The organism is Azospirillum sp. CT11-132 (genome assembly GCF_047302835.1).
Classification (GTDB): domain Bacteria; phylum Pseudomonadota; class Alphaproteobacteria; order Azospirillales; family Azospirillaceae; genus Azospirillum.
The window spans coordinates 743207-767137 of sequence record NZ_JBGLZA010000003.1 but is presented as its reverse complement, the minus strand read 5'-3'; the positions used below and the strand labels follow the sequence as shown (position 1 = coordinate 767137).

21 protein-coding genes are annotated in these 23931 nt (G+C 68.3%); 8 read left to right on the top strand and 13 right to left on the bottom strand.

The genetic code is table 11. The features are described 5' to 3' along the window. Positions 1-120 precede the first annotated feature (120 nt). A complete protein-coding gene (locus tag ACCD06_RS09395; RefSeq protein WP_109074762.1) occupies positions 121-810 on the bottom strand; it encodes a LuxR C-terminal-related transcriptional regulator in 690 nt (229 codons plus the stop codon). Between the two features lie 524 nt (positions 811-1334). Here ACCD06_RS09395 and ACCD06_RS09390 point away from each other — a divergent pair. Next, complete coding sequence (locus tag ACCD06_RS09390) at positions 1335-1508, top strand: hypothetical protein (RefSeq protein ID WP_169055058.1); 174 nt, start codon at positions 1335-1337, stop codon at positions 1506-1508. A 110-nt stretch (positions 1509-1618) separates the two neighbouring features. Here ACCD06_RS09390 and ACCD06_RS09385 read toward each other — a convergent pair whose 3' ends face one another. The 3 genes from ACCD06_RS09385 to hflK form a co-directional block, all read right to left on the bottom strand. Continuing rightward, positions 1619-3115, bottom strand: a complete 1497-nt coding sequence (locus ACCD06_RS09385; protein ID WP_371307832.1) for a DegQ family serine endoprotease — start codon at positions 3113-3115, stop codon at positions 1619-1621. A 373-nt stretch (positions 3116-3488) separates the two neighbouring features. Further along, positions 3489-4412 carry a protease modulator HflC gene (hflC, locus tag ACCD06_RS09380; RefSeq protein ID WP_413340251.1) on the bottom strand — a complete coding sequence of 308 codons (924 nt, stop codon included), beginning with the start codon at positions 4410-4412 and terminating at the stop codon, positions 3489-3491. 13 nt (positions 4413-4425) lie between these two features. Continuing rightward, positions 4426-5679, bottom strand: a complete 1254-nt coding sequence (gene hflK / locus ACCD06_RS09375) for an FtsH protease activity modulator HflK (protein WP_413340249.1) — start codon at positions 5677-5679, stop codon at positions 4426-4428. Positions 5680-5851: 172 nt separating this feature from the next. Between hflK and apbC the strand changes: the two genes are divergently transcribed. Next, on the top strand, positions 5852-7006 hold the full coding sequence (gene apbC, locus ACCD06_RS09370) for an iron-sulfur cluster carrier protein ApbC (protein WP_413340247.1): 1155 nt from the start codon (positions 5852-5854) through the stop codon (positions 7004-7006). Between the two features lie 203 nt (positions 7007-7209). Here apbC and ACCD06_RS09365 read toward each other — a convergent pair whose 3' ends face one another. Both ACCD06_RS09365 and ACCD06_RS09360 read right to left on the bottom strand, forming a co-directional pair. Beyond that, entirely contained in the window at positions 7210-8460 is a 1251-nt protein-coding gene (locus ACCD06_RS09365) for an Hsp70 family protein (RefSeq protein WP_413340245.1), read from the bottom strand. Positions 8461-8564: 104 nt separating this feature from the next. Beyond that, entirely contained in the window at positions 8565-9587 is a 1023-nt protein-coding gene (locus tag ACCD06_RS09360) for an SDR family oxidoreductase (RefSeq protein WP_413340243.1), read from the bottom strand. 169 nt (positions 9588-9756) lie between these two features. Between ACCD06_RS09360 and ACCD06_RS09355 the strand changes: the two genes are divergently transcribed. From ACCD06_RS09355 to ACCD06_RS09345, 3 genes are read left to right on the top strand one after another with little or no spacing between them, the layout of a single operon-like run. Next, positions 9757-9999, top strand: coding sequence for a sulfurtransferase TusA family protein (locus tag ACCD06_RS09355; protein WP_413340241.1), 243 nt, complete (start codon positions 9757-9759; stop codon positions 9997-9999). A gap of 46 nt (positions 10000-10045) precedes the next feature. Beyond that, the gene (locus ACCD06_RS09350) at positions 10046-11272 is read left to right on the top strand and encodes a DUF2478 domain-containing protein (protein WP_413340239.1); all 1227 of its coding nucleotides are present in this window, start codon (positions 10046-10048) and stop codon (positions 11270-11272) included. 32 nt (positions 11273-11304) lie between these two features. Next, the gene (locus tag ACCD06_RS09345) at positions 11305-11631 is read left to right on the top strand and encodes a DUF1244 domain-containing protein (RefSeq protein ID WP_136705550.1); all 327 of its coding nucleotides are present in this window, start codon (positions 11305-11307) and stop codon (positions 11629-11631) included. Positions 11632-11693: 62 nt separating this feature from the next. Here ACCD06_RS09345 and ACCD06_RS09340 read toward each other — a convergent pair whose 3' ends face one another. Both ACCD06_RS09340 and ACCD06_RS09335 read right to left on the bottom strand, forming a co-directional pair. Further along, entirely contained in the window at positions 11694-12335 is a 642-nt protein-coding gene (locus tag ACCD06_RS09340; RefSeq protein WP_109074755.1) for a glutathione S-transferase family protein, read from the bottom strand. A gap of 82 nt (positions 12336-12417) precedes the next feature. Continuing rightward, on the bottom strand, positions 12418-13152 hold the full coding sequence (locus ACCD06_RS09335) for a substrate-binding periplasmic protein (protein WP_413340237.1): 735 nt from the start codon (positions 13150-13152) through the stop codon (positions 12418-12420). Between the two features lie 562 nt (positions 13153-13714). Between ACCD06_RS09335 and ACCD06_RS09330 the strand changes: the two genes are divergently transcribed. Together ACCD06_RS09330 and ACCD06_RS09325 are read left to right on the top strand one after the other, a co-directional pair. Continuing rightward, positions 13715-17062: a response regulator gene (locus tag ACCD06_RS09330; protein ID WP_413340235.1), complete on the top strand. Its 3348-nt coding sequence runs from the start codon at positions 13715-13717 to the stop codon at positions 17060-17062. Between the two features lie 132 nt (positions 17063-17194). Then, on the top strand, positions 17195-18115 hold the full coding sequence (locus tag ACCD06_RS09325; RefSeq protein ID WP_413340233.1) for a response regulator: 921 nt from the start codon (positions 17195-17197) through the stop codon (positions 18113-18115). Here ACCD06_RS09325 and ACCD06_RS09320 read toward each other — a convergent pair. The 4 genes from ACCD06_RS09320 to cobD form a co-directional block, all read right to left on the bottom strand. Further along, positions 18078-19268, bottom strand: a complete 1191-nt coding sequence (locus tag ACCD06_RS09320) for a PP2C family protein-serine/threonine phosphatase (RefSeq protein ID WP_413340231.1) — start codon at positions 19266-19268, stop codon at positions 18078-18080. The genes ACCD06_RS09325 and ACCD06_RS09320 overlap by 38 nt on opposite strands. 3 nt (positions 19269-19271) lie before the next feature. Next, positions 19272-19589, bottom strand: coding sequence for an STAS domain-containing protein (locus tag ACCD06_RS09315; protein WP_136705545.1), 318 nt, complete (start codon positions 19587-19589; stop codon positions 19272-19274). Positions 19590-19622: 33 nt separating this feature from the next. Continuing rightward, a complete protein-coding gene (locus tag ACCD06_RS09310; RefSeq protein WP_413340229.1) occupies positions 19623-21017 on the bottom strand; it encodes a diguanylate cyclase in 1395 nt (464 codons plus the stop codon). A 136-nt stretch (positions 21018-21153) separates the two neighbouring features. Next, entirely contained in the window at positions 21154-22248 is a 1095-nt protein-coding gene (gene cobD, locus ACCD06_RS09305; protein WP_413340227.1) for a threonine-phosphate decarboxylase CobD, read from the bottom strand. A gap of 69 nt (positions 22249-22317) precedes the next feature. Here cobD and cbiB point away from each other — a divergent pair, with 69 nt between their 5' ends. Then, positions 22318-23280 (top strand): adenosylcobinamide-phosphate synthase CbiB, encoded by a 963-nt coding sequence (gene cbiB / locus ACCD06_RS09300; RefSeq protein WP_413340225.1) that lies wholly within the window; start codon positions 22318-22320, stop codon positions 23278-23280. Between the two features lie 4 nt (positions 23281-23284). Here the strand turns inward: cbiB and ACCD06_RS09295 are convergent, their stop codons facing one another. Continuing rightward, positions 23285-23878 (bottom strand): hypothetical protein, encoded by a 594-nt coding sequence (locus tag ACCD06_RS09295; RefSeq protein ID WP_413340223.1) that lies wholly within the window; start codon positions 23876-23878, stop codon positions 23285-23287. Positions 23879-23931 lie beyond the last annotated feature (53 nt).

Below are 23931 nucleotides of genomic sequence, written 5' to 3'. Positions count from 1 at the left end.
GATTCCATGAAAAAGCCCGCCTTCATTCAGGCGGGCAATTCATGTCATGCAATGACGGCCTCATCCCACCTTCCCTGCGGACAGGCAAGGTGGGGATGGGGGCAATGGACGGGTGTGTCTTTACTGGTTCGCCGCCGCGGCGACCACGTTGGCGCCGGCCAGTTCACCGCCGATGCCGTTGTTCAGCGCCCAGATGGCGGCCTGGGTGCGGTTGGAGGCGTTGATCTTGCGCAGCAGGCTCTTCAGGTGAACCTTCACGGTGGCTTCCGTGATGTTCAGGTGGTTGGCGATCATCTTGTTGCTGTCGCCGTTCAGCAGGCAGCGCAGGATCTGCACCTCGCGCTGCGACAGGCCCTTGCGCGACACCGGCATTTCGGTGCCGTTGCCATTGACGCGGCCGGAGATCAGCAGAGCCGCCAGATGGGTCGGGAATACCTTCTCGCCCATCATCACCAGCTTCAGCGACTGGGCCAGCGCGTCGGAAGACAGGTCCTTCATCAGGTAGCCGTCGGCACCGGCCTCCAACGCGTTGGCGAGGCGGCGGGTGCACAGGTCGCTGGTCAGGATGACCATGCGGGTTTCCGGAAGCAGGGCGCGCAGGCGGCGCATCCCGTCGGCTTCCTCGTCGCCGCCATTCTGCAGGTCCAGAAGGACAAGCTGAGGCCGCAAGCCGCTTTCAACCGACCCCAGCGCCTCCCGCAGGTTTCCCGCCTCGGCAACGATCTGGAAGGGCGAATCATCGAGCAGGCGCTTCAACCCCTCGCGAAACAGCTTGTTCGAGTCGACTAGAAAAGCGCGCACTGAGTCCATCGTCCGCTCCCGCAATTTGGTCCATCGTCATGACGTGGTGGCCAGGGTGAAGGCCGTTGTACAGAGAAGGGTCGCGACGCATTGGCGTTTCAGCGATTACCTCTCGATAGCTCCGGCAGGCCGTTATTTAGGGTGAGGTTACCCCCGTGTCGTGCCCTACGGTACCACTCTCCAGAGTTAAAAGAAGAACGCATTGGGCATATGCGCAAAGCCTCTCCAAGATTGCCGGTTCCAAAGATATCACAGTAGCGAACATTGACGCGCTCAAAGGCGTTAACTGTTTTGTTAACCACCACTTATTTGCGTAAGACAGCCTCTCTTAAGCGAGGAAGGGCACAATTTTCTCACACGAAGTTGCATCGGCAGCCGCCGACGTGGTGATGCCAACAGATAACCCGAATGGAGGGGGTACACTTTCGATATAGTTGCGTCTGCGGCCATGGTCGTATCGCTTGACCGGTCCGGGCCGTGCATGCGCATGTCTGCCGGCTTCCGCCGCCCGGCGGGTACAGGACGAGGACGGGATGGGCTGGCAGATCATCGTCGCCGCCATGGCGGGCTATCTGGTGCTGCTGGGGCGCAGTGCGTGGAAGCAGGGCGAGTTCCGCCAGTTCCTGCGCAGCCTCGCCATCGTCGGCACCCTGTGCGCACTGCTGGCCGGCGCCGTGGCCCTGGCGATGCTGCTGGACCGGACATAGGCGGCTCAGCCGCCTCCCCGCCCCTCTTCCCACCGCCGCAACAAAAAAGGCGCCGGCGGTTTCCCGCCGACGCCCCATTCTGGACGCACTTGTTCCTTCGCCGCAGCCGGTCAGCTGAGCGGGATCGCCACGAAGCGCAGATCGCCCTTGCGGTCGACCAGAAGCAGGACGGACTTCTTGTTCTGCTCCTTGGCCTTCTGGACCTTGGCGGTCACGTCCTCGGGCTTGCGGACCTCTTCCTGGCCGACCTCGATGATGACGTCGCCCGCGCGCAGGCCCTTTTCCGCCGCGGTGGAGTTGCCGGCCACATCGGTGATGACCACGCCCTTCATGTCGGGCTTGATCTCATACTGCTGGCGCAGCTCCGGCGTGATGGCGGTCAGCTTCATGCCGAGCGACTCGGTCGGCTTCTGGGCCGGGGCCTTTTCCTTCGGCTGCTGCTTGTCTTCCGGACCGGCAGCGAGCAGACCCTGCTCTTCCGCGGCTTCCAGCTCGCCGACCTTGACCTGAACGGTCTGCGACTTGCCCTTGCGCCAGACTTCGACCGGGACGGCCTTGTCGATGCTGGTTTCGGCGACGACGCGCGGCAGGCGCCGCATCTCGTCGATTTCCTTGCCATCGAACTTGGTCACCACGTCGCCGGCCTGGATGCCGCCCTTGGCGGCGGGACCCTCCGGCGTGACCGAGGCGACCAGCGCACCCTTGTGGTTGGGCAGGCCCAGGCTTTCGGCGATCTCCGGCGTCACCGCCTGGATGCGCACACCCAGCCAGCCGCGGCGGGTCTTGCCGTATTCCTTCAGCTGCGCCACGACCTGCTTGGCGAGGTTGGACGGGATGGCGAAGCCGATGCCGACCGACCCGCCCGAGGGCGAGAAGATGGCGGTGTTGATGCCGATGACCTCGCCGTTCAGGTTGAACATCGGGCCGCCGGAATTGCCGCGGTTGATCGAGGCGTCGGTCTGCAGGAAATCGTCATACGGGCCGGCGTCGATGTTGCGCTGGCGCGCCGAGATGATGCCGGCGGTGACCGACCCGCCCAGACCGAACGGGTTGCCGATGGCCAGAACCCAGTCGCCGACGCGCATGGCGTCGCTGTCGCCGAAGGGCACGGCGACCAGCGGGTGGCTGGTCTTGATCTTCAGCAGGGCGAGGTCGGTCTTGCTGTCCTTGCCGACCAGCTCCGCCTTGATGTTGGTATCGTCCTGCAGGATGACGGTGATCTCGTCGGCGTCCTGAACGACGTGGTTGTTGGTGACCACATAGCCGTTCTTGGCATCGATGACGAAGCCGGAGCCCAGCGAGGTCGCCTTGCGCTGCGGCTGGTCCTGCTGCTGCTGGCGGTCGAAGAAGTCCCGGAAGAAATCCTCGAAGGGCGAACCCGGCGGGAATTGCGGGATCTCCGGCCGCTGACCCGGCGGGCGCTGCGGCGCGTTCTGGCTGGTGGAGATGTTGACGACCGCCGGCAGCAGCTTTTCCGCCAGATCGGCGAAGCTGCCGGGCGCATTGCGGGGCGGCGTTGCCGCCTGGGCTTGGGCCGCCTGGGCCTGGGCGGGTGCGGCACCGGCCAGCGCGCCGATGACGGCACCGCCGGCCATGACCGAGGTCATGCCCCAGACGATGGCGGCGACCAGCGGCCGGACGCCCGCCTTGCGAGGCCGGGCTTCGGCCACGGCGCCGCGCGTGGCGGGTTCGAAGTTGGGTATGCGAATCAACGTGCTCTCCCTACCAGACGTCCGGCCGATTCCGTGGGCGGGAGCGGCCGCCCGGTTCTGGGCCATATATGTGTTGGGCCACGAGTATGGCCGCAAGATGGCGTGCCGGTCCAGTCGGCACCAGTGGAAATCTTAAGCCTTCGGATTTCCATTGAACCAATGCTGCGGACCTCCTGCCGTGGAAACAGGATGCCGAACATGCCTGCGGCCGGATCGGGGTTGAACCCGACCCGGCCGCAAGACCGCGTCAATCCCGCATCACGGGACCTTACTGCGCCGGCGCGGGAGCGGGAGCCGAAGCCGCATTCGCGGCCGGACCGCCGCCCGCCTGCGGACCGGGACCGCCGAAGTAGCGGAAGAACTCCCCGTTCGGCGACAGCACCATGGTGGTGTCGTTGCCGTTCAGCGACTTCCGGTAGGCTTCGAGAGACCGGTAGAAGCCGTAGAAGCCGGGGTCCTGCGACGTCGCCTCGGCAATCAGCTTCAGCGCGGTGTTGTCGCCTTCGCCGCGCAGGATCTGAGCGTCGCGCTGGGCCTCCGCGATGATGACCGTGCGCTCGCGTTCGGCGCGCGACTTGATCTGCTGCGACTGTTCCTGACCCTGGGCGCGGGCCTCCGACGCTTCGCGTTCGCGTTCGGAACGCATGCGGGCGAAGATCGACTGGCTGGTCTCTTCCGGCAGGTCGGCGCGGCGGATGCGGACGTCGACGATCTCGATGCCGAAGCGCTTGGCCTCGTCGTTCACCTGCCCCTTGATGTCGGTCATGATCCGGGCGCGTTCGTCCGACAGGACGGCCAGCACCGTGACGTTGCCGAGCACACGACGGAGCGCGGAGTTGACGATGGAGTTCAGGCGCGTTTCGGCCACCGCCTCGGTCCCGGCGGTCTGGTAGAAGCGCAGCGGATCGTGGATGCGGTAGCGGGCGAAGGCGTCGACGTCCAGGCGCTTCTGGTCGGCCAGAATGACCTGCTCCACCGGCGGGTCGAGGTCAAGCACGCGGCGGTCGAGCAGCCGGACTTCCTGGATGAAGGGGATCTTGAACTTGAGCCCCGGGTCCTGGATCACCCGACGCGGTTCGCCGAACTGCAGGACCAGCGCCTGCTGGGCCTCGTTGACGGTGAACAGGGCGGAGGACGCGACGATGCCGAGCGCAACGATGGCGATGCCGGCGACGGCGAGGGTGCGTTTCATGATGCGTTCCTCCTCACTGGCCGGACATTGACGGATTCTGGGACAGCGAGGACAGCGGCTGCGTCTGCGTGCCGGACCGCGCGCCGCCCTGGTTGCTGCCCGGATTGGCCGGAGCCTGGCGCGGCGCCTGCTGCTGCGGGACCGACGTGGCGTTGGGGGCCAGTTGGTTCAGCGGCAGATAGGGCACGACGTTCTGCGCCGATCCTTCGACGATGATCTTGTTCCGGCCGCGGAGGATTTCCTCCATGGTTTCCAGATACATGCGCTTGGCGGTGACGTCCTTGTTCAGCGCATAGGCCTCGTACACCTTGCGGAAGCGCTCGGCATCGCCCTGTGCCAGGCTGACCACCTGCTCGCGATAGGCCGAGGCCTCCTGCACCAGCCGCTCCGCCTCGCCGCGGGCGCGCGGGATGATGTCGTTGCGGTAGGCTTCCGCCTCGTTGCGGGCGCGTTCGCGGTCGGCGCGGGCGCGCTGCACGTCGTTGAAGGCGTCGATGACCGGCTGTGGCGGATCGGCCTTCTGCAACTGGACCTGGGTGATCTCGATGCCCGACTGGTATTCGTCCAGCATGGCCTGCAGAAGCTGGCGGGTCGAGGTTTCGATCTGCTGGCGGGCCTCGGTCAGGGCCGGCTGCAGGTCGGTGCGGCCGATGACCTCGCGCATGGCGCTTTCGGCGGCCTTCTTCACCGTCACTTCCGGTTCGCGAATCTTGAACAGGAAGTTGCCGGCGTCCTTGATGACCCAGAACACCGTGAAGTCGATGTCGACGATGTTCTCGTCGCCGGTCAGCATCAGCGACTCGTCCGGGACGTCGCGGTCGGTGCGACCGCCGCCAGCGGAGGAGCGGTAACCGACTTCGATCCGGTTCACGCGCGTCACCTTGGGCAGCAGCACCGTCTCGATCGGCGACGGCAGGCGATAGCGCAGGCCGGGCTGCTCCGTGCGCACCCATTGGCCAAAGCGCATGACCACGCCCTGCTCGTCCGCCTCGACGCGGTAGATGCCGCTGGCAAGCCAGATCAGGCCGAGCACGCCCGCGACCAGCGCGATGCCGCGGCCGCTGCCGAAGCCGCCGGGCATGGCGCGGCGCAGGCGATCCTGGCTGCGGCGCAAGAGATCCTCAAGGTCGGGAGGCTGCGGGCCACCGCCACCGCCGCCATTTCCCCCGCCCTGGGGACGCCCCCACGGGTTGCCCGGGCCGTTGTTGCCCGGCGGGGGACCCCAGGGACCGCCACCGCCGCCCCCACCTTGATTGTTCCACGGCATCCGACTGTGTCCCCCTCTGCGATTCGTCCCATCATGTGGAAGCGCAATGGCTTAAGCCCCGCGCATCCCTTTACCGATCTCGTCCGTCGGTCCTATAGTCCCCCATACCCTTCGGCAAGGATTCCACCAACGGATATCCGCCAATATCGGGAAGACAGCGGAGTTTTCAACCATGGCGCAGATCAGCGAAGCTCAAGTCATGCAGGCGCTGAAGACCGTCATCGACCCGGACCGGGGCGGCGACATCGTCAGTTTGGGCATGTTGTCGGGCCTCGTGGTGCGCGACGGCCATGTCGCTTTTTCCATCGAAGTCGACCCCAAGCGCGGCGCCCAGGCCGAACCCCTGCGCCACGCGGCGGAGAAGGCGGTCGACGCCCTGCCCGGCGTCCTGTCGGTCACCGCGGTGCTGACCGCCCATCGCGCCGCGCCCCAGGCCGCATCCCAGCAGGGGCATTCGCATGCCGGGCATGGCCATTCGCATGGGCATTCGCATGGCGGTGCGCCGCAGGGTGATCCGCAGAAGCCGCTGGTCCCCGGTGTGAAGGCGATCGTCGCAGTGGCGTCCGGCAAGGGTGGCGTCGGCAAATCGACCACGTCCGCCAACTTGGCGCTGGCGCTGGCCGCCAACGGGCTGAAGGTCGGGCTGCTCGACGCCGATATCTACGGACCGTCGATGCCGCGCATGATGGGCATCTCCGGCCGCCCCAACAGCCCCGACGGCAAGCGCCTGGAGCCGATGGAGAATTACGGCATCAAGGTCATGTCCATGGGCTTCCTGGTTGCCGAGGACACGCCGATGATCTGGCGCGGTCCGATGGTGATGAGCGCGCTGCAGCAGATGCTGCGCGACGTGAATTGGGGCACGCTGGACATCCTGGTCGTGGACATGCCGCCGGGCACCGGCGATGCCCAGCTGACCATGGCGCAGCAGGTCCCGCTGGCCGGTGCGGTGATTGTCTCCACCCCGCAGGACATCGCCCTGCTGGATGCCCGCAAGGGCCTGAACATGTTCCGCCGCGTCGATGTGCCCGTGTTGGGCATCATCGAGAACATGAGCTATTTCTGCTGCCCCAATTGCGGCCACCGCACCGACATCTTCAGCCACGGCGGCGCCCGCAAGGAGGCCGACGATCTCGGCATGGAGTTCCTGGGCGAGATCCCGCTGCACCTGTCGATCCGCGAGACCTCCGACCAGGGCCAGCCGATCGTGGTGTCGCAGCCGGACTCCGAGCACGCCCAGGCCTATCGCCGGATCGCGACCCGTCTGTGGGAAAAGATCGGCGGCGGCACCGGCGGCCGTGCGGCGCCGCGCATCGTGGTGCAGTGATTGTGTGGGGGTGCTCGCATGGGTGCCCCCTCCCCGACCCTCCCCCGCTTACGCGGGCGAGGGGGGTTAAGCGCCAGAGCGGCGGCAGTCCCCTCTCCCGCGAAGCTCTCGCACAAAGCTATGCTTTGTGCTGACGCGGCAGGCGGACCGTAGGTCCGCTGAGAGCGGGGGAGGGTTAGGGAGGGGGCAAAGGAAACCGACCCTCACCCGTACCGCCGCAACGCCTCCACCGTCAGCCCTAGCCCGACCGAACCGAAAATGTTGCCCTCCACGACCCGCGCGCCCGGTGCCTCGGCCAGGATCGCGGCGCGGACCTGGGGCAGCAGGGTGGAGCCGCCGGTCAGGAACACCGCGTCGATGCGGTCGGCGGTCACTCCGGCGTCCGTCAGACAATCACGGATGCGGCTGCCGATTCGGGCCGCCAGCGACCCGGTGGCGCGGTTCAGCGCAACCCGATCCACCGCCAGCGCCAGTTCACCGTCGCCCCAATCCAGCGCCAGTTCCGCCGCCTCATGGTCGGACAGCGCGATCTTGGTTCGCTCCACCGCCATCGCGAGCGCGTGGCCCTGGCGGTGCTCGACAATGCCGATCAGCCGTTCGATCTTCTCGGGCTCGGCGGAATCGCGCTGCAGGCGCTCCAACTCCGCCATCGCCTTGGTGGTGTAGAGGAAGTTGATCTTCGCCCAGGTCGCCAGATCGAAATAGATGCTCCGCGGCGCCAGCAGCCCGGCGCGCTTCATAGCGCTGCCCAGCCCCAGCTCCGGCATGGCGGTGGCGAGGCTGAGGTCGCGGTCGAAGTCGGTGCCGCCGACGCGGATGCCGTCATTCGCCAGAATGTCGCCGGCCCGGTCGGCCTTGCCGCGCCGCGCCGGTCCGATCCGGACAACCGAAAAGTCCGAGGTGCCGCCGCCGATGTCGGCGATCAGCGCCAGTTCCTCCCCCGCCACCTGCTGCTCGTAATCGAGCGCGGCGGCGATGGGTTCGAACTGGAAGGAGACGTTGCGGAATCCGGCGGCCCGCGCGATCTGGCCCAGCGTCTCCTCCGCCGCGGCGTCACCGGCCGGGTCGCCGTCGACGAAATGGACCGGGCGGCCGACGACCACGTCGCCCAGCTCGCCACCCCTCGCCTCCTCCGCCCGCTTCTTCACCAGATCGAGGAAGGTGCCGATCACCGCGCGGAAGCTGATGCGGCCCTTGCGCAGCGCGGTGTCCGCGTCGATCAGGTCGGTACCCAGCATCGACTTGATCGAGCGCATCAGCCGCCCTTCCACCCCCGACACGTAGCCGTCGATGGCGGCCTGCCCGATGGTGGTCCGGTCATGCTCGAAATCGAAGAACACCGCGGTCGGCAGCGTCGTGCGCGTGCCGTCCAGCGCCAGCAGCCGGAAGCCGTCGGCGTCCTGCACGCCCAGCGTCGTGTTCGAGGTGCCGAAATCGAGCCCGCACGCCGTCATGTCCCGCCTCCTGCCCGGATGACCGGTGCGGCCACCCGCCGCACCGGAAAAGGGGCGAGCGTATAACGGCTCCCGACCGCCGGATCAAGCGTGCTGCCGAAGGATCACCAAACGTGGCGCGTCCGGCCGTTGCCCAAGGGACGGCTTGCCAGCACCACCGGCAGCAGGAACAGGGTCAGGTTGGTCCAGGAGAAGGACCGCTCCCGCCCCTCCTGCCTGCCCCGGCCGTGCTCCGGCCGCCGTTCCATCCAGCCGCCGCTCGCGCCCTGATACTCCGGCATGGCGGTCATCACCCCGCCGGATGTGGCCGGCGCCGAGCGGTTCTGGAACATGTCGCGCTCGATGGTGTGGGCCAGCGCCCGTTCGGTCATCTGCGGCGCCATGGCGTTGCCGACGGCGGCGAGGCGCCCCTCGGCACCGACGAACATCTCGCGCTGCGGGTTGCGGGCCAGCGCCAGGATGGCGGCGGCGACCTCCTCCGGCGGATGGATGGGGTTCAGCGGCTTGACGGCGCGGCCGGTGTAGTTGGCGGCATGCTGCCACAGCGGGGTGTCGATGGAGGCCGGCATGACCATGCAGACATGGATGTCCGGCTCGTCCACCAGTTCCTGTCGCAGCGATTCGGAGAAGCCGCGCACGGCGAACTTCGCCGCGGTGTAGGGGGTGGCGTAGCGCTGGCCGATGTTGGACACCATCGACGCCGTGTTGATGATGATCCCTTCGCCACGGTCAAGGAAATGGGGCAGGACAGCGCGGCAGCCATGGACCATGCCGAAGAAGTCGGTGCGGACCACCTGCTCGAACACCTCGTCGGGAATGTCCTCGAACCGGCCGAAGGCGATGACGCCGGCATTGTTCACCCAGATGTCGATACCGCCGAAGGCCTGGACGGCGCGGTCGGCCAGATGCTGCATGGCGCGCTGGTCGGTCACGTCGGTGGGCACCACCATGGCCCGGCCGCCGGCCTCGACGCATTCCTCCGCCACTTCGTGCAGGGCCGCCATCCGCCGGGCGGCAAGGATTACCGCCGCCCCCTGGCGGGCGAATTCCAGCGCGGTCGCCCGCCCGATGCCGCTGGAGGCGCCGGTGATGACCACCACCTTCTCGTCCATAGAACGCTTCGCCATGACCGCCATCCTTCCATTCAGGTTTCGTCGATTGCGCCGTACAACAGCGCCGGTTGACGAAAATCCCGGATGCGACCTTTCGGCCGCCGGTCTGGAGAAGCGGGCGGGAACCCGTTACAGTCATTGGTCTGGTAAGGATTTCGTCCTCAATCAACGTGGAGCGGGCACGGTGCCGGCAAGAGAGCTTGACGTGAAGGGGCTGCATTGCCCGTTGCCCATCCTGCGCACCCGCGCCCTGCTGAACGGGATGGAGACCGGGGAGGAACTGGTGGTCTATGCGACCGATCCGGCCTCCGTCATCGACTTCAAGCATTTCTGCAACACGACCGACAACGCGCTGCTGTCGCACGAGACCCAGCCGGACGAGGTCCACAAGACGGTCTTCATCTACCGCATCCGCCGGGGCGGTTGAGGCGCCCGTCGCCGCCCGCCCGCCGTCCCGCGAAAGGTCCATCCCGATGCCGCTTCCCCCCGCCTCCCTGCCGCCGTTGCGCCCCGGTGCCGTCATCCATGGCCCCGGCTCCTACGGCGTCGACGCGCTGCTGGACGGGTTCACGGCGGAGCTGAAACGGCGCGGCTTCCGCGTCGGCGGATTGGTGCAGCGCAACCACGGGCCGGGCGACGACTGCGCCGAGCGGATGGAACTGGTCGATGTCGCCACCGGCCGCGCCTATGACATCACCCAGAAGCTGGGCCGGGAATCGCAGTCCTGCCGTGTCGACCCGACCGGCGTGGCCGAGGCCAGCCAGGCGATCCGCAACGCCGTCGCGTCAAGGGTCGACCTGCTGGTGATCAACAAGTTCGCCGGTTTGGAATCCCATGGCGACGGCCTGTCGGACGAGATGCTGACCGCCATCGCCGAGGGCATCCCCCTGCTGACCAGCGTCGGCAGCCGCTATCTCAACGAATGGCAGACCGCCACCGGCGGATTCTGCGACCTGCTGTCGCCGGTGCCGGACGCGCTGTGGCGCTGGTGGGGGCCGCAGCGGATGTATGTGGACCTCGTCCAGGGCGTCGCCGATGCCGAGGTCCGCCGCGTCGTCACCGGCGACAAGTGGGTTCTGGTGGAGACCGCCGATGGCCTGGGCGTCGCCGCCCGGCAGGCTCCGGCGGCCGAGGACGATCCGCAACGCTGGGCCGGCCGGTCTTTGCGCGATCTCGCCGCGATGGCCGCCCAATCCTGGGATCCGCTGGAGATCGCGGTCGGCGTCGCCGCCCTGAACGCGCATTACAACCGGCCGGACGTGACCGGCGTCCCCGGCAATGGGCTCGACCTGTTCGCCTCGGTGGAGGGCCGGGTGGTGGTGATCGGCGGCTTCCCCCAGCTTGCCCGCCGCCTGCCGCGCGCGAAGGTCATCGACCTAAACCCCCAGGATGGCGAATATCCGGAGGCCGCCTGCGATTGGCTGCTGCCGGGGGCCGAGGCGGTGGCCATCACCGCGTCCGCCTTCGCCAACCGCACCCTGCCCCGCCTATTGCGGGTTTCGGCCGGCGCGACGGTGGCGATGATCGGCCCCGGCACGCCGCTGACCCCTCGCCTGTTCGACTATGGCGTCCATTCGCTGGCCGGTTTCGTCGCCATCGACCGCGAGGCGGTGGTGCGCACCATCGCCGGCGGTGGCGGATCGCGCGATTTTCATCCCTATGGCCGGATGGTCACGCTGCACCGGCCACCCCACTCTTAACCGAACAAGAACACCGGAGGAGTTGAGACCCCATGGCCGATCTGGACCACCAGACCCGCATCGAACTGGAAGCCGCCGCCTTCCGCGGACTGGTCGAGCATCTGCGCAAGCGCACCGACGTGCAGAACATCGACCTGATGAATCTCGCCGGCTTCTGCCGCAACTGCCTGTCCAAATGGTACGCGGCGGCGGCCAAGGAACGCGGTGTCGAGCTATCCGACGAGGAGGCCCGCATCGCCGTCTATGGCATGCCCTATTCCGAATGGAAGCAGAAGCACCAGAAGGAAGCCACCCCCGAACAGCAGAAGACGTTCGAGGACACCAAGCCGCTGCATGCAGAGATCAGCGGGCACCGGTAAGGTGAAGCGACGGGTCCCCCTCCGGTCCGCTGCCGACGCAGGGACCGGGAGGGGGCACCGCTTCAGGCGCTCACCGAAAAGGGCTGCACCACCGCCTGGAACTCCGCCATCGCCTCGCAGGCGTCGGAATGGGCGGCGAGCGCCGGCCAGCGGGAGCGGTCGAAAACCTGCGGATGGGCCTCGCCGACGAAGCGCAGGGCGCAGGCGGCGGCGATGTCGGCGTGATTGATCCGCTCACCGAACCACCAGGGGCCGGACGCGGCGGCGCGATCGGCCTCCAGCACATCCAGGACCGCGCCAATCTGGCCGGTGCAGCGTTCCACCCACAGGTCCGACCGCTCCTTGTGCAGCACCCGTTCATAGACGAGGCTCACCGCCTTGTCGGCGAAGCCGGTGGAAAGCGCGCAGAGCTTCAGCGCCCGGCGGCGGTCCGCACCCTGGCGGGCGATCAGCGCACGGTCCGGCCCGGCGACCTCGTCCAGATGATCGAGGATGGCGCCGCTTTCGATCAGCACCTCGCCATCCTCCCGCATAAGATCGTCCAGCACCAGGGTCGGCACGCGTTTCAGCGGGTTGAAGCGCGCGACCTCCGCCGCGTCGGAAAAGACCGACCAGGGCCGGTGCTCGTAAGCCATGCCGTAGAGGCGCAGGGCCACGGCGACACGGCGCACGAAGGGCGAGTCATACTGTCCGATCAGGATCATCGACGATTTCCCTGCTGACTGCTGGAAGACGCCACCGATCCTAATACGGATTTGTCCCGTGGTCGCATTCTTGGCGCGCGGCTCAGTCCCGCGCCACGATGGGGGTCAGCTTGTAGCGGGCGGCGACGGTCTCCAGCCGGCCGTCGGTCTTGATCGCGGCGACGAAGGCGTTGACCCGCTCCAGCCACGCCGCATCGCCCGGCGCCACCGCATAGGCATAGGGGGTCGGCTGTACCGGCACGTCCGGCACGATCAGCCGCGCCCAGGGGTGGAAGGCCAGCATGCGCTGCCCATAGGGATAGTCGGTCAGGAAGGCGTCGGCGCGGCCGGACTGCACCTCCTCCTCGCGCTCCTGCGGACGGGTGACGGCGACGATGCGCGCGGCTTTCATGGCCGATCGCGCATAGCCGTCCATGTAGGTGTCCTTCTGCACCGCCACGACGTTGCCGGCTCGGTCGAGGTCCTCCCACCGCTGGATGCCGTCGTTCGTTTGGGTGGTCACCGCATAGATCCCGCTGCGCAGATAGGGTTGGCTGAAGGCGACGCGCTGCGCCCGCGCCGGGGTGGCGCCAATGGCGAACATGCCGATGTCGCAGCGATCGGCCAGCAGATCGTCGATGAAGCGGGGAAAGCTGCTCTCCACCACGGCCAGCCGCACACCCAGATCGTCGGCGAAGGCCTGCGCCAGTTCCGCATCCAACCCCTCCAACGCGCCGGTGCGCGGATTACGGAACGAGATTGCATAGTAATCGGGCCAGGAGCAGACACGAAGTTGCTTCTGCTCTGCAATTTTCTGAAGTTTCCCATCGGCTGCCATAGCCGGTTCAGCGATGGAAACCGATAAAACCGACAGAATTGCCAAGCCGATTGCCCAGAGGACCCGCGTCGCCATGTCACACCTTTCGTTAACCAATCGCCCCAGTTCTTCACGCCCCAAACACAACTCGGCGAAGCGCCGCTGATATCTTAGCATAACACGAGCATGGACAGCAGCGAGTGCTTGGCCTCCGCCACCCGTTCCTGCTATTATCCCGGACGCAAACTTCGACCACGGCCGACGTCCAGCGCCTTGATTCGACTGCAATCCGGAGGCGGTTGCGCGTCGGATCCGCGAAACCTGCCGGGTCGCTCGACCACATCTGACCGTCCGGAACGCAGTCCTGTCCCTGTCCCTGCCCCCAGCCAAAGCGGACCTGAAAGGTCTCTTCGAAAAGCGGGGCGGCGTCATCGCCTTCGCCCTTCTGGCGGTCTTCGCCCTGCTGATAAACCAGGGACAGCAGCTGATCGCCGCAAGGCAGGCCGCACTCGATTCGGCGGAGGCCAGCCTGTCCAGCCTCGCCGCTGCGCTGGAGGTATCGACCACCCGCACGGTTCAGTCGGTGGACGTGACCCTCTCCTCCATCGTCGATTCGCTGTCCGATGCCAGCTGGACCGGCCAGGATGGGGCGACCGCCCCCGACCCGACCGCCATGCTGACCGACCGGTTGCGCCGCTCGCCGCACCTGCGCGGGCTGACACTGCTCGACCGCACCGGCCGCATCGTCGCCACCACGGAGGGGACGCGCCCCGCCGGCTTCTATCTGACGGAGCTGGACGTCTTCCGCCTGCAGGCGGCCGGCCAGGGCAGCGGCCTGGTGATCGGCGATCCGCGCCCGGGACGCAGCCTGATCGACCGCGCCGATGGGGGAGAGCGGTCGGGACGCTGGATATTGCCGATGAGCCGCGCCCTGCGCGACGCCGACGGCACACTGCAGGCGGTGGTCGTCGCCACCGTCAATCCGGACTATTTCCAGGGCCTGTACCGCGCGGTCCAGGGCGGCCACGTCGCCGACAACGTCTCCGTCGTGGGCGACCGCATCGCGCTGTACCGCTATGACGGCACCCTGCTGACCGTCCAGCCGCAGGCCGGGGAGGAGGTCGCCCGTTCCTTCGCCGCGACCCCACTGTTCCAGCGCCATCTGCCGCAGGCCGAATATGGCGTGTTCCGCCATTCCGGGACGGACGTCGGCGCCGGTCCCGACACGCGCATCGTCGCCTACCGGACGACGCCGGTCTGGCCGCTGGTCCTGACGGTCAGCGTGCGCAAGGACGCGGTGCTGGCCGGGTGGCGCGACAATCTGTGGACGGCGACCCTGCTGTCCGGCGGGATGATCCTGCTGCTGGGCCTGTTCGGGCTGATGCTTGCCCGTTCACTGGCGGCGCAGCGCCGGCAGGGCAAGGAACTGGAAGAGACCAACGCCCGTCTGACCGCCATCGTCGACACCGCCGCGGAGGGCATCGTCACCGCAAGGCCGGACGGCGTGATCGAGGCCGCCAATCCGGCCGCACACGCCATCTTCCGCGCCGCGCCGGGCGGGCTGGTCGGACGGTCGGTGCTGGATCTGCTGCCGCCGGACAGGCGGACCAATGCCGTCCGTGCGATGGACGAAATCGCACAGGGCCGCCGCGGCATGGGTCGTGCGGGGCGGGGCGAGACCGTCGCCCTGCGGCCGTCGGCGTCCGACGGCACCGGGGAGGCGGAGAGCTTCCCGCTGGCCTATTCCATGGCGCTGGTCAGGACCGGGGCCGGCCCGCTCTATGCCGCGATCCTGCGCGACCTGACCGAGGAAAAGCGGCTGGAGCATACGCTGCGCGATGCCAAGGAGCGGGCGGAGGACGGCCAGCGCATCAAGATGGAATTCCTCGCGACCATGAGTCACGAGATCCGCACGCCGATGAACGGCGTGATCGGCATGGCCGGGCTGCTGCTCGACACGCCGATGGAGGCCGAACAGCGCACCTATGCCGAGACGATCCGCGATTCCGCGGAATCGCTGCTGGTCATCATTAACGACATCCTCGACTTCTCCAAGATCGACGCCGGCCGGCTGGACCTGGAGATCGGCGAGTTCGAGCTTGTGCCGATGGTTGAAAGCGTGGCGGAGATCCTGGCGCCGCGCGCCGCGGCCAAGGGGCTGGATCTGGCCAGCTACGTGCCGCCCGGCCTGCGCGGCCCGCTGCTGGGCGACGCCGGACGGCTGCGGCAGATCCTGCTGAACCTTGCCGGCAACGCCGTGAAGTTCACCGATACCGGCAGCGTCACCATCCTGCTGAGCGAGGAGCCTGCGTCCGCCGGTTCCGATGACGACGGCGTCTGCGTCCGGTTCGAGGTGCGTGATACCGGAATCGGCATTCCGGAGGAGGAGCGGCCACGCCTGTTCGCCATGTTCACGCAGGTGGATTCCTCGCCCGCCCGCCGCCATGGCGGCACCGGGCTGGGGCTGGCGATCTGCAAGCGGCTGACGGAACTGATGGGCGGCCGGATCGGCGTGGACAGCCAGCCGGGATCGGGCAGCACCTTCTGGGTGACCATCCCGCTGAAGCGCGGCGCGGGCAGCGCCCATCCGCCGACGCCGGCCGGCGATTGGGCCGGGCGCCGCCTGCTGCTGGTCGACGACATCGCCGTCAACCGCGACCTGCTGACCCGGCAGATCGACGGTTTCGGCATCGTGACCGAAACGGCGGAGAACGGGGAGCAGGCCCTGTACCGCCTGATCGCCGCCGCCCGGAACGGCAAGCCCTTCGACGCCGCCATCCTCGATCACCGCATGCCGGGCCTGACCGGTCCCGAGCTGGCCCGCCGCATCCGGTCCATTCCCGAACTGGCCGGCATCCGGCTGGCGCTCGCCTCGTCGCAGAGGTCGGAGGGGCAGGAGCCGGACCGGTCACCGGTCGATACCCACCTTCCCAAGCCGATCCGCTTCAGCACTCTCTGCCAATGCCTCGCCCGGCTGCTGGAACCGCAACCGCCTGCGGATAGCCTTGCATCCGGGCCGCATCCCCTCCCGGCAAGCACTACGGCCGCCGCAAAAATCATGTCGCTCCCCGTCCGCGGGCCGGCCGACATGGCGGCTGTCGCCAAAACCGATGTCCCGTCCGCCCAGCAGCCGGAGGTGAAGCAGCGCGCCCGCGTGCTGGTGGCGGAGGACAATCCGGTCAACCAACAGCTGACCCTGGCCCTGCTGCGCCGCGCCGGACACAGCGCGGAAGCGGTGTCGAACGGCGAGGAGGCGGTGGAGGCGGTGACGTCCCGGCCCTACGACCTCGTCCTGATGGACGTCCAGATGCCGGTGATGGACGGGCTGACGGCGACACGGCGGATCCGCCGGCTGTCCGGCCCCGCCGCGCGCATCCCGGTGGTGGCCCTGACCGCCAACGCCATGCAGGGCGACGCCGCCATCTGCCTGGAAGCCGGCATGGACGATTATCTGTCCAAGCCGATCAATGCCCGCAAGCTGCTGGACACCATCGCCCGCTTCGTCGTTCCGGCGGCCGACGACACCGCCGATGGCGGCGGGCAAGCCCCTGCCCCGCCACAGCCGCCGTCCGAACCGGAGCCGGCCACCGTCAATGCGGAAAAGATCGATGAACTGCGCGACGCGCTGGGCGGTGACGGGTTCGCGCTGCTGCTGGAAACCTTCTTCAGCGACAGTCCGCAGCATCTCGATCTGCTGCGTGCCGCCATCGCGCGCGGGGACTGCGCCGGCATCGAACGCGAGGCGCATATCCTGAAGGGTTCCGCCGCCAATGTCGGGTTCGACCGGCTGGCCGCCACCGCGCATCATCTGGTCGCCGCCGCCCGCAGCGGCGACCTCGACGCCCTGACCGCCACCGCCGGCGAACGGGTCGCCGCCGAGCTGTCGGCCGCACGGAAGGCCGCGGCGGCCCTGGAGGCGTCCGTCGGCTGAACCGCTGACCGGGTCGCCGGCCCGCCATGCTGCGACGCAGTGCCGCCGGTGATTGTGCAATAGCGTCAGTTTCAGTAAAATGCCGCGGATTTCCCGATCCCGCTCCCCGAACCGTTGGAGTAGACGCCGACCATGGCCGATGCCGTCACCGCTCTGGTCGTCGATGACGAGGAAATGACCCGCGCCATCGTTGCCGGCTACCTCTCCCGCATCGGTTACCGCACGCTGGAGGCCGAGACCAAGGCGCAGGCGTGGGAAATCCTGTCGGCCAGCGGGTCGACGATCCATGTCGTTCTGCTCGACCGGCGGCTCGCCGACGGCGACGGGCTGGAACTGTACGAGTGGATGAAGCGCGAGCCGCATCTGGCCGACATCCCCGTCATCGTCCAGACCATCTCCGACAGCAGTTCGGAGATCGCGGCCGCCATCCGCGCCGGCGTGTTCTACTACCTCCTCAAGCCCTATGACGGTGCGCTGCTGCGCTCCGTCGTCCGTGCGGCGGAGGAGACCACCGGGCGGATGCGAAGCCTGCAGGGCGACCTGCGCTCCCGCTCCAACGCCATCGGCCTGCTGCGCGACGGGCGTTTCCGCTTCCGCACCCTGCAGGAGGCGCAGAATCTCGCCATCACCCTGTCGTCCGTCGCCGCCACCGCACACAGCCTGACCTTCGGGCTGTCGGAGATCCTGGTGAATGCGGTGGAGCACGGCAACCTCGGCATCGGCTTCGAGGCGAAGGGCCGGCTGAAGGCCAGCGGCATGCTGGCGCGCGAGATCGAAGCGAGGCTGGCTTCGGCCGAGCATCGCGACAAATACGCCACCCTGCATGTGGAGCGCAGCGACAGCCGCGTGATCTTCACCGTGACCGACATGGGGGCGGGTTTCGACTTCAACCGCTACCTGTCGGTCGATGCCTCCCAGTCCAACGCCACCCATGGCCGCGGAATCGCGCTGGCCCGCATGGTCGGATTCGACCAGCTGACCTATGTCGGCAACGGCAACCGGGTGGTCGGCATCGTCAATCTGGACCGGACGCCGGACGGCCTGTCCGACTGACCCACAGCACCGTCAGGTCGTCGGCCAGCAGCCGCGGCATCGCCGCGAAATAGCGGTCGAGCAGGCAACGCAGCGGCCGGTCCGGCGCGCCGCCATCCCCCAGGCCGCGCACCAGATCGGTCACGCCGCCATAGCCGAACATCTGCCCGTCCCATCCGCGCGCCTCGTACAAGGCATCGCTGAACAGGACCAGGGCGGAGCCCGACGGGAAGTCCAGGCATTGGTTGCGGTAGCGCGCCTCGGCCGCGACGCCCAGCGGCAGGCCGCAGCTCGAACCGATCTCCAGTTCACCATCGGAGCGGCGAACCAGCGGCTTCGGCGCGCCGGCCGTGGCGTAGACCAGCCGGTCGGCGGCGACATCCACCACGGCATAGATCATCGCGGCGAATTGCGTCTCCGGCAGCAGTCCGACCAGCAGGCCGTTCAGCACCCGCAGCGCTTCGGCCGGATCGCCGGCCGGCAAATCGCTGCGGGCGAGCAGCGCATGCAGCCGGAAGGTGTTCAGTGCCGCCGCCACCCCATGGCCGGTGAAATCGCACAGGAACAGCGCAAAGCGCCGGTCGTCGATCGGCCGTGCGCCCCACAGGTCGCCGCCGAGCTCCGAACTGGATTCGAAATGGCTGTCCAGCGCGATGCCATAGCGCCGCTCCAGCGACCGGCAGAGCGTGACATCGGGCAAAAGGTCCAACTGCATGTCGCGCGCCAGCGCCATCCGCTGCACGGCGTCGCTGTGGTGGTTGCGCAGGCTGCGGATCACCTCCTGCAGCGAGCGGTCGAGCCGGCGGTTTTCCAGATGCAGCGACAGGCGGGCCGACAGCTCCGCCAGGGTCAGCGGGCGCGCCAGCAGATCGGTCGCGCCGGCGCGCAGCAGTTCCGCCCGCTCCCGCCCGCCGGGGAAGCGGCCGAGCACGAGGATCGGAAGGTCGCGCAGATGAGCCTCCGTCCGCAGCCCCGCCAGCAGCTCCGGCCCGAATCCCGACAGGCCGGCATGCAGAAGAAGCATTTGCGGCGTCCCGGCCGCCAACGCCCCGGCCAGCCCGTCGCCATCGACCACCATGATGTTTCGAACCCCCAGCCGGCCCAGCACACCGCGCAACCGCCCCGCCGCCGGGGGACGCGGATGGCCGATCACGACCAGCGGGCTGCCGCTCACCGGCTAGAACTCGCAGGGAATGATGGTGTGGAACTCCGAGATCTCGATCAGCTCGCGGACCTGACCGCGCGGATGCCTGATGCGGAAGACGACGCCCGTCCGCTTGGCCGCATTCTTCGCCAGGACCAGCAGCCCCAGCCCGGCGGAGTCCATATACTCGACGGCCGACAGGTTCAGCACGCACTCCGCAATGCCGCCCTTCTCCCACTCCGCCAGGATCTCCCGGAACCCGGCGTCGGCCTCGAACGTCATCTGCCCGCGCAGCTCCAGTTCGCGCACGCCGCCGCTGTCGCGCACCGTGTAGTCCATCACCCGATCCACCGTTGCCCGATCCACCCTTGAAACCCTGCCGACCTACATTCCCGGCTCGAACACCGCGACGCGGTTGCGGCCGAGGTGCTTCGCCCGATAGAGCGCGAGGTCGGCACGGTGGATCGCCCGCTCCAACGTGTCGGTCGCCCCTTCCAGCCCGGCGATGCCGATGCTCGCGGTCAGGCGGAAGGTGCCGTCGGTCGCCTCGATCGGCATACGGGCCAGATGGCGGCGCACCCGTTCGGCCACCACGCGGCTCTCGTCAGCGGTCGCACCGGGCAGGACTACTACGAACTCCTCCCCGCCCAGCCGGCCGAGAATGTCGTATTCCCGAAGAATCGCCTGACAGCCGGCCGCCACCATGCGCAGCGCGTCGTCGCCGGTGGCATGGCCGAAGGTGTCGTTGATGCGCTTGAAATGGTCGACGTCGAGGACGAAGACGGACAGCGGCTCGTGGAACCGGTGGGCGCGGGCCAGTTGGGCGCGCGCCATGTCCATGAACGATCGACGGTTGTAGATGCCGGTCAGCGGATCGCGCGACGCCATGTCGCGCAACGCCTCTTCCATGCTGCGACGCTCGGTGTAGTCGTAGATCCAGGCGAGATTGACCGCCATGCCCTGGATCACCGCCTGATTCACCGTGAACAGCGTCCAGAAGGGCGAGCCGTCGGCCCGCTTGAACTGGACCTCCATATTGGTGACGCCGCTGCCGCCGCGCAGCCGTTCCAACACGCGCAGGCGCTGGTGGCTGTCCAGGTAATAGTCGCGGGCACGGCTGCCGATCAGTTTTTCACGCGGCAGGCCGATCAGTTCGGCGAAGCGGGTGTTGACGAAGATGATCCGGCCGTCATCGCGCCGGGATACAGAAACGCCGATCGGACTCTGTTCGAGGATGGCCTCCAGCCGCTCCTCGTTCGGGCGCGATTCGGTCAGCTCGTGGATGGCAGTTTTGGTGAGACTGACCGTCCGCGTCGCACCTTCGGCCGTACCGATCGGCGCCTCGTACAGCAGAGCGTCGACCGCCGATATCTCGGCAGGCGCTTCCGCATCGCGTGGATCGCCGGCCTGCTGAAAAATCGAATCGACGTCGGTCACGGTCAGCAGCCGGCTGATGCCGGTTTTGCCGTCCGCTTTGCCAATCCACGGACTTTCAGCCACCGTCACCCAGCGTGTGGAACCATCGTTCCGCAGGGCGCGCTGCGCATCACCCGAAGCCTGCGCCCAGCTGCCGGAGCCACTATGGTCGAGTTCAAATTCGCACAGACTCCGGCCCGGCAGGCCGCCCGCCTCGCAACCCAGCAGGTCATGCAGGGCTGGATTCGCGTGGTGGATGATCCCCGATGCCGTGACGAGGCAAACCCCGACCGGCAGACGGTCGAAGACTGAAAACGCGATATCGCGCCCGTCATCCACACCACGGCCCGAGATCATCACCATGCAACCCGATACCGGCATGGCCGAGAGTGTTTCATAGAATTTTATATCCCCGCAACGCCGGCGATTTCCGACAGGGTCGAAGTGTGACGGCCGGATTTCTAAAAACGGTTGAGTATATAAAATTTTCGCCGATTGTTCAAGACGCTGACGTTTCACGCGGTTGCAGTGCCCGGCGTCTTTCCACAGCCAATGCGACACCAAGCCGCTGCCAATCTTCAGCGGCGTCCGGCAACCCGAAGCGCAGCCAGTCCGCCCGGCCTTCGAATCGGCGCACGAGAATCCCGGCTTCCCCCAAGGCGCGATAGAGCGCCGGTGCCCGCGGGTCCTCGACGAGACGGAACAGTTCGGTCCCGCCGACCACCCGCAGGCCGGCCCCCTCCAGCATACGGTCCAGCTCCGCCGCCGCCGCCGCCAGCCGCCGCCTGGTCGCCCCGATCCAATGGCGATCGCCCAGCGCCGCCGTGGCGATGGCCAGCCCCGGTCCCGACACCGCCCAGGGCCCGAAGGCCTCGCGCAGCGCCGCCGCCAGCCCGGCCGGCGCCAGTGCGATGCCCAGCCGCAGCCCCGCAAGCCCGAAGAACTTGCCGAAGGACCGCAGGATCACCAGCCCCGGCTTGCCGGCATGCGCCGCGAGGCTGTCCTCCGGCCGCATGTCGGCGAAGGCCTCGTCCACCACCAGCCAGCCGCCGCGCGCCGCCTGTACGTCGGCCATCTCCAGCAGCCGGGCGGCGGGCCAGCGCCGGCCGTCGGGGTTGTTGGGGTTGACGATCACCAGGACGTCGACCTCCTCCACCTCCTCCACCATCCGGACCTCATGGCCGGCCAGCGCCCAGCAGCGCGCGTGCTCGGCATAGGTCGGCCCCAGGACGGCGACGCGCCCCGGCGCGCGCAGCCGGGGCAGCAATTGGATCAGCGCCTGCGAGCCAGACGCCGCGGCTACCAGCTCGGCCGACGGCGCGCCGTAGCAGGCCGCCGCCGCGTCCCGCAGCGCGGCCTCCTCTCCGCGGCCGGGCAGCCGGTTCCAGGCATCCGGCCGTACCGGCGGCAGCGGGTAGGGCCAGGGGTTGATGCCGGTGGACAGATCGACCCACGGCTCCGGCGCACCGGGAAACACCGCGCGCGCGCCGTCCAGGTCGCCGCCATGCAGCAGGGCGCCGCCCGCGGAGGCCTCCTGCCCCGTCCGCCCTTCGTCCGCCACGCACGGCTTGGTCACCGGGCTGTCTTCGGCCATGATCGCGCCTCTTCCTCATTCACCGACGCGCGGCCAGCGCGCCGCCCCATTGCCTGGAACGTCCCACCCGTGCCGCTGCATCCCTTCCTGCTCGCCACCGCACTCATCGTCGAAGCGCTGGCGGGCTATCCCGATCCACTCTACGCCCGCATCCGTCACCCGGTCGTGTGGATCGGAGCGCTTATCGCCCAGCTTGACCGTACGCTCAACCATGAGACCGATGGCTTCGGCCGCCGCAAGGCGTTCGGCGTGCTGGCGGTTGTGGTGCTTCTGCTGACGGTCGGCGGTGTCGCGGTGGCGGTGGCCTGGGTCTGTCGGCTGCTGCCGTTCGGCTGGCTGGTCGAGGCAGTGTTGGCCTCCACCCTGTTGGCCCAGCGCAGCCTGCACGACCATGTGGCGGCCGTTGCCAAGGGCTTCCGCACCGGTGGGCTGGAGGGTGCGCGCAAGGCGGTGTCGATGATCGTCGGCCGCAACCCGGCGACGCTCGACGAGCCTGCCGTCGCCCGCGCCGCCATCGAAAGCCTCGCGGAGAATTTTTCCGACGGGGTGGTGGCGCCGGCCTTCTGGCTGCTGGTGGGCGGGCTGCCCGGTCTGGCGCTCTACAAGGCGGTCAACACCGCGGACAGCATGATCGGCCACCGCACCCCGCGCCACGAGGCCTTCGGCTGGGCGGCGGCGCGGCTGGACGATCTGGTCAACCTGCCGGGATCGCGCCTGACCGCCCTTCTGCTGGTGGGGGCTGCCTGGATGACCGGCGGCGCCGATGCGACGCAAGCCTGGGCGTCGGTCCGGCGGGACGCCCACCGCCACCGCTCCCCGAATGCCGGCTGGCCGGAAGCGGCGATGGCCGGCGCGCTCGACCTGCGGCTGGGCGGCCCGCGGGTCTATGGCGCCACCCGGATCGAGGATGTCTGGCTCGGCCCCGGCCGCACCGCCGCCACCCCCGACGACATCGACCGGGCGCTGGTTCTCTACCGCCGCGCCTGCGCCCTGCTGATCGCCTCGGCGCTGGTGCTGGCGGCGCTGGGATAGGCGGTCACCCGCGCGCCAACCGCCGCATCATCAGCGACAGCCGCCGGCCGACCCGGCGACCGACACGGCGGAGGCCGGACAGCAGACAACGGGCGGCGCGGACGGGAGCGGTCTCCTTCAGCCAGGCGAGCCAGGCCGTCACCCGAACATAGCCCCAGGCGAACCAGCCTATGGTCAGCAGCTTCGGCTTGGCGGCATGGAACAGCCGCTCAACCAGGGTGATCTTGACCAGTTCCGCCCCGACGATCACGGCGGCGCCGGACATCGGGCGGCCGGTGGCGAACAGCCATGCCCCGACCGGCTTCGCCGGCTCCAGCAACGCCAGGGGCACCAGGACGAGGATCAGCGACGGATAAGGCCCCAGCCCGGCCACCCAGCGGCCGATCCGCCCGAACAGTGGCAGCCGGGCGATCCGGCGGACCACCGGCCGCACCACCCAGTAAGCCAGCGCATCCAGAAGGAAATATCCGACCGCGAGCAGGGTCGCGACCGGACGCAGCAGCCGAGCCAACAGCCGCCACGGCTGCTTCGGCCGAACCGGCGAGGCGGTATGCTTGTCTGCCCCTGGCGTGGGGCCGGGCGGGAGTTTGCTGTTCATTCGAAATATCCCGACGGACGTCCTAGGTCGCCTGTCTACCACCAAGGCAAGCC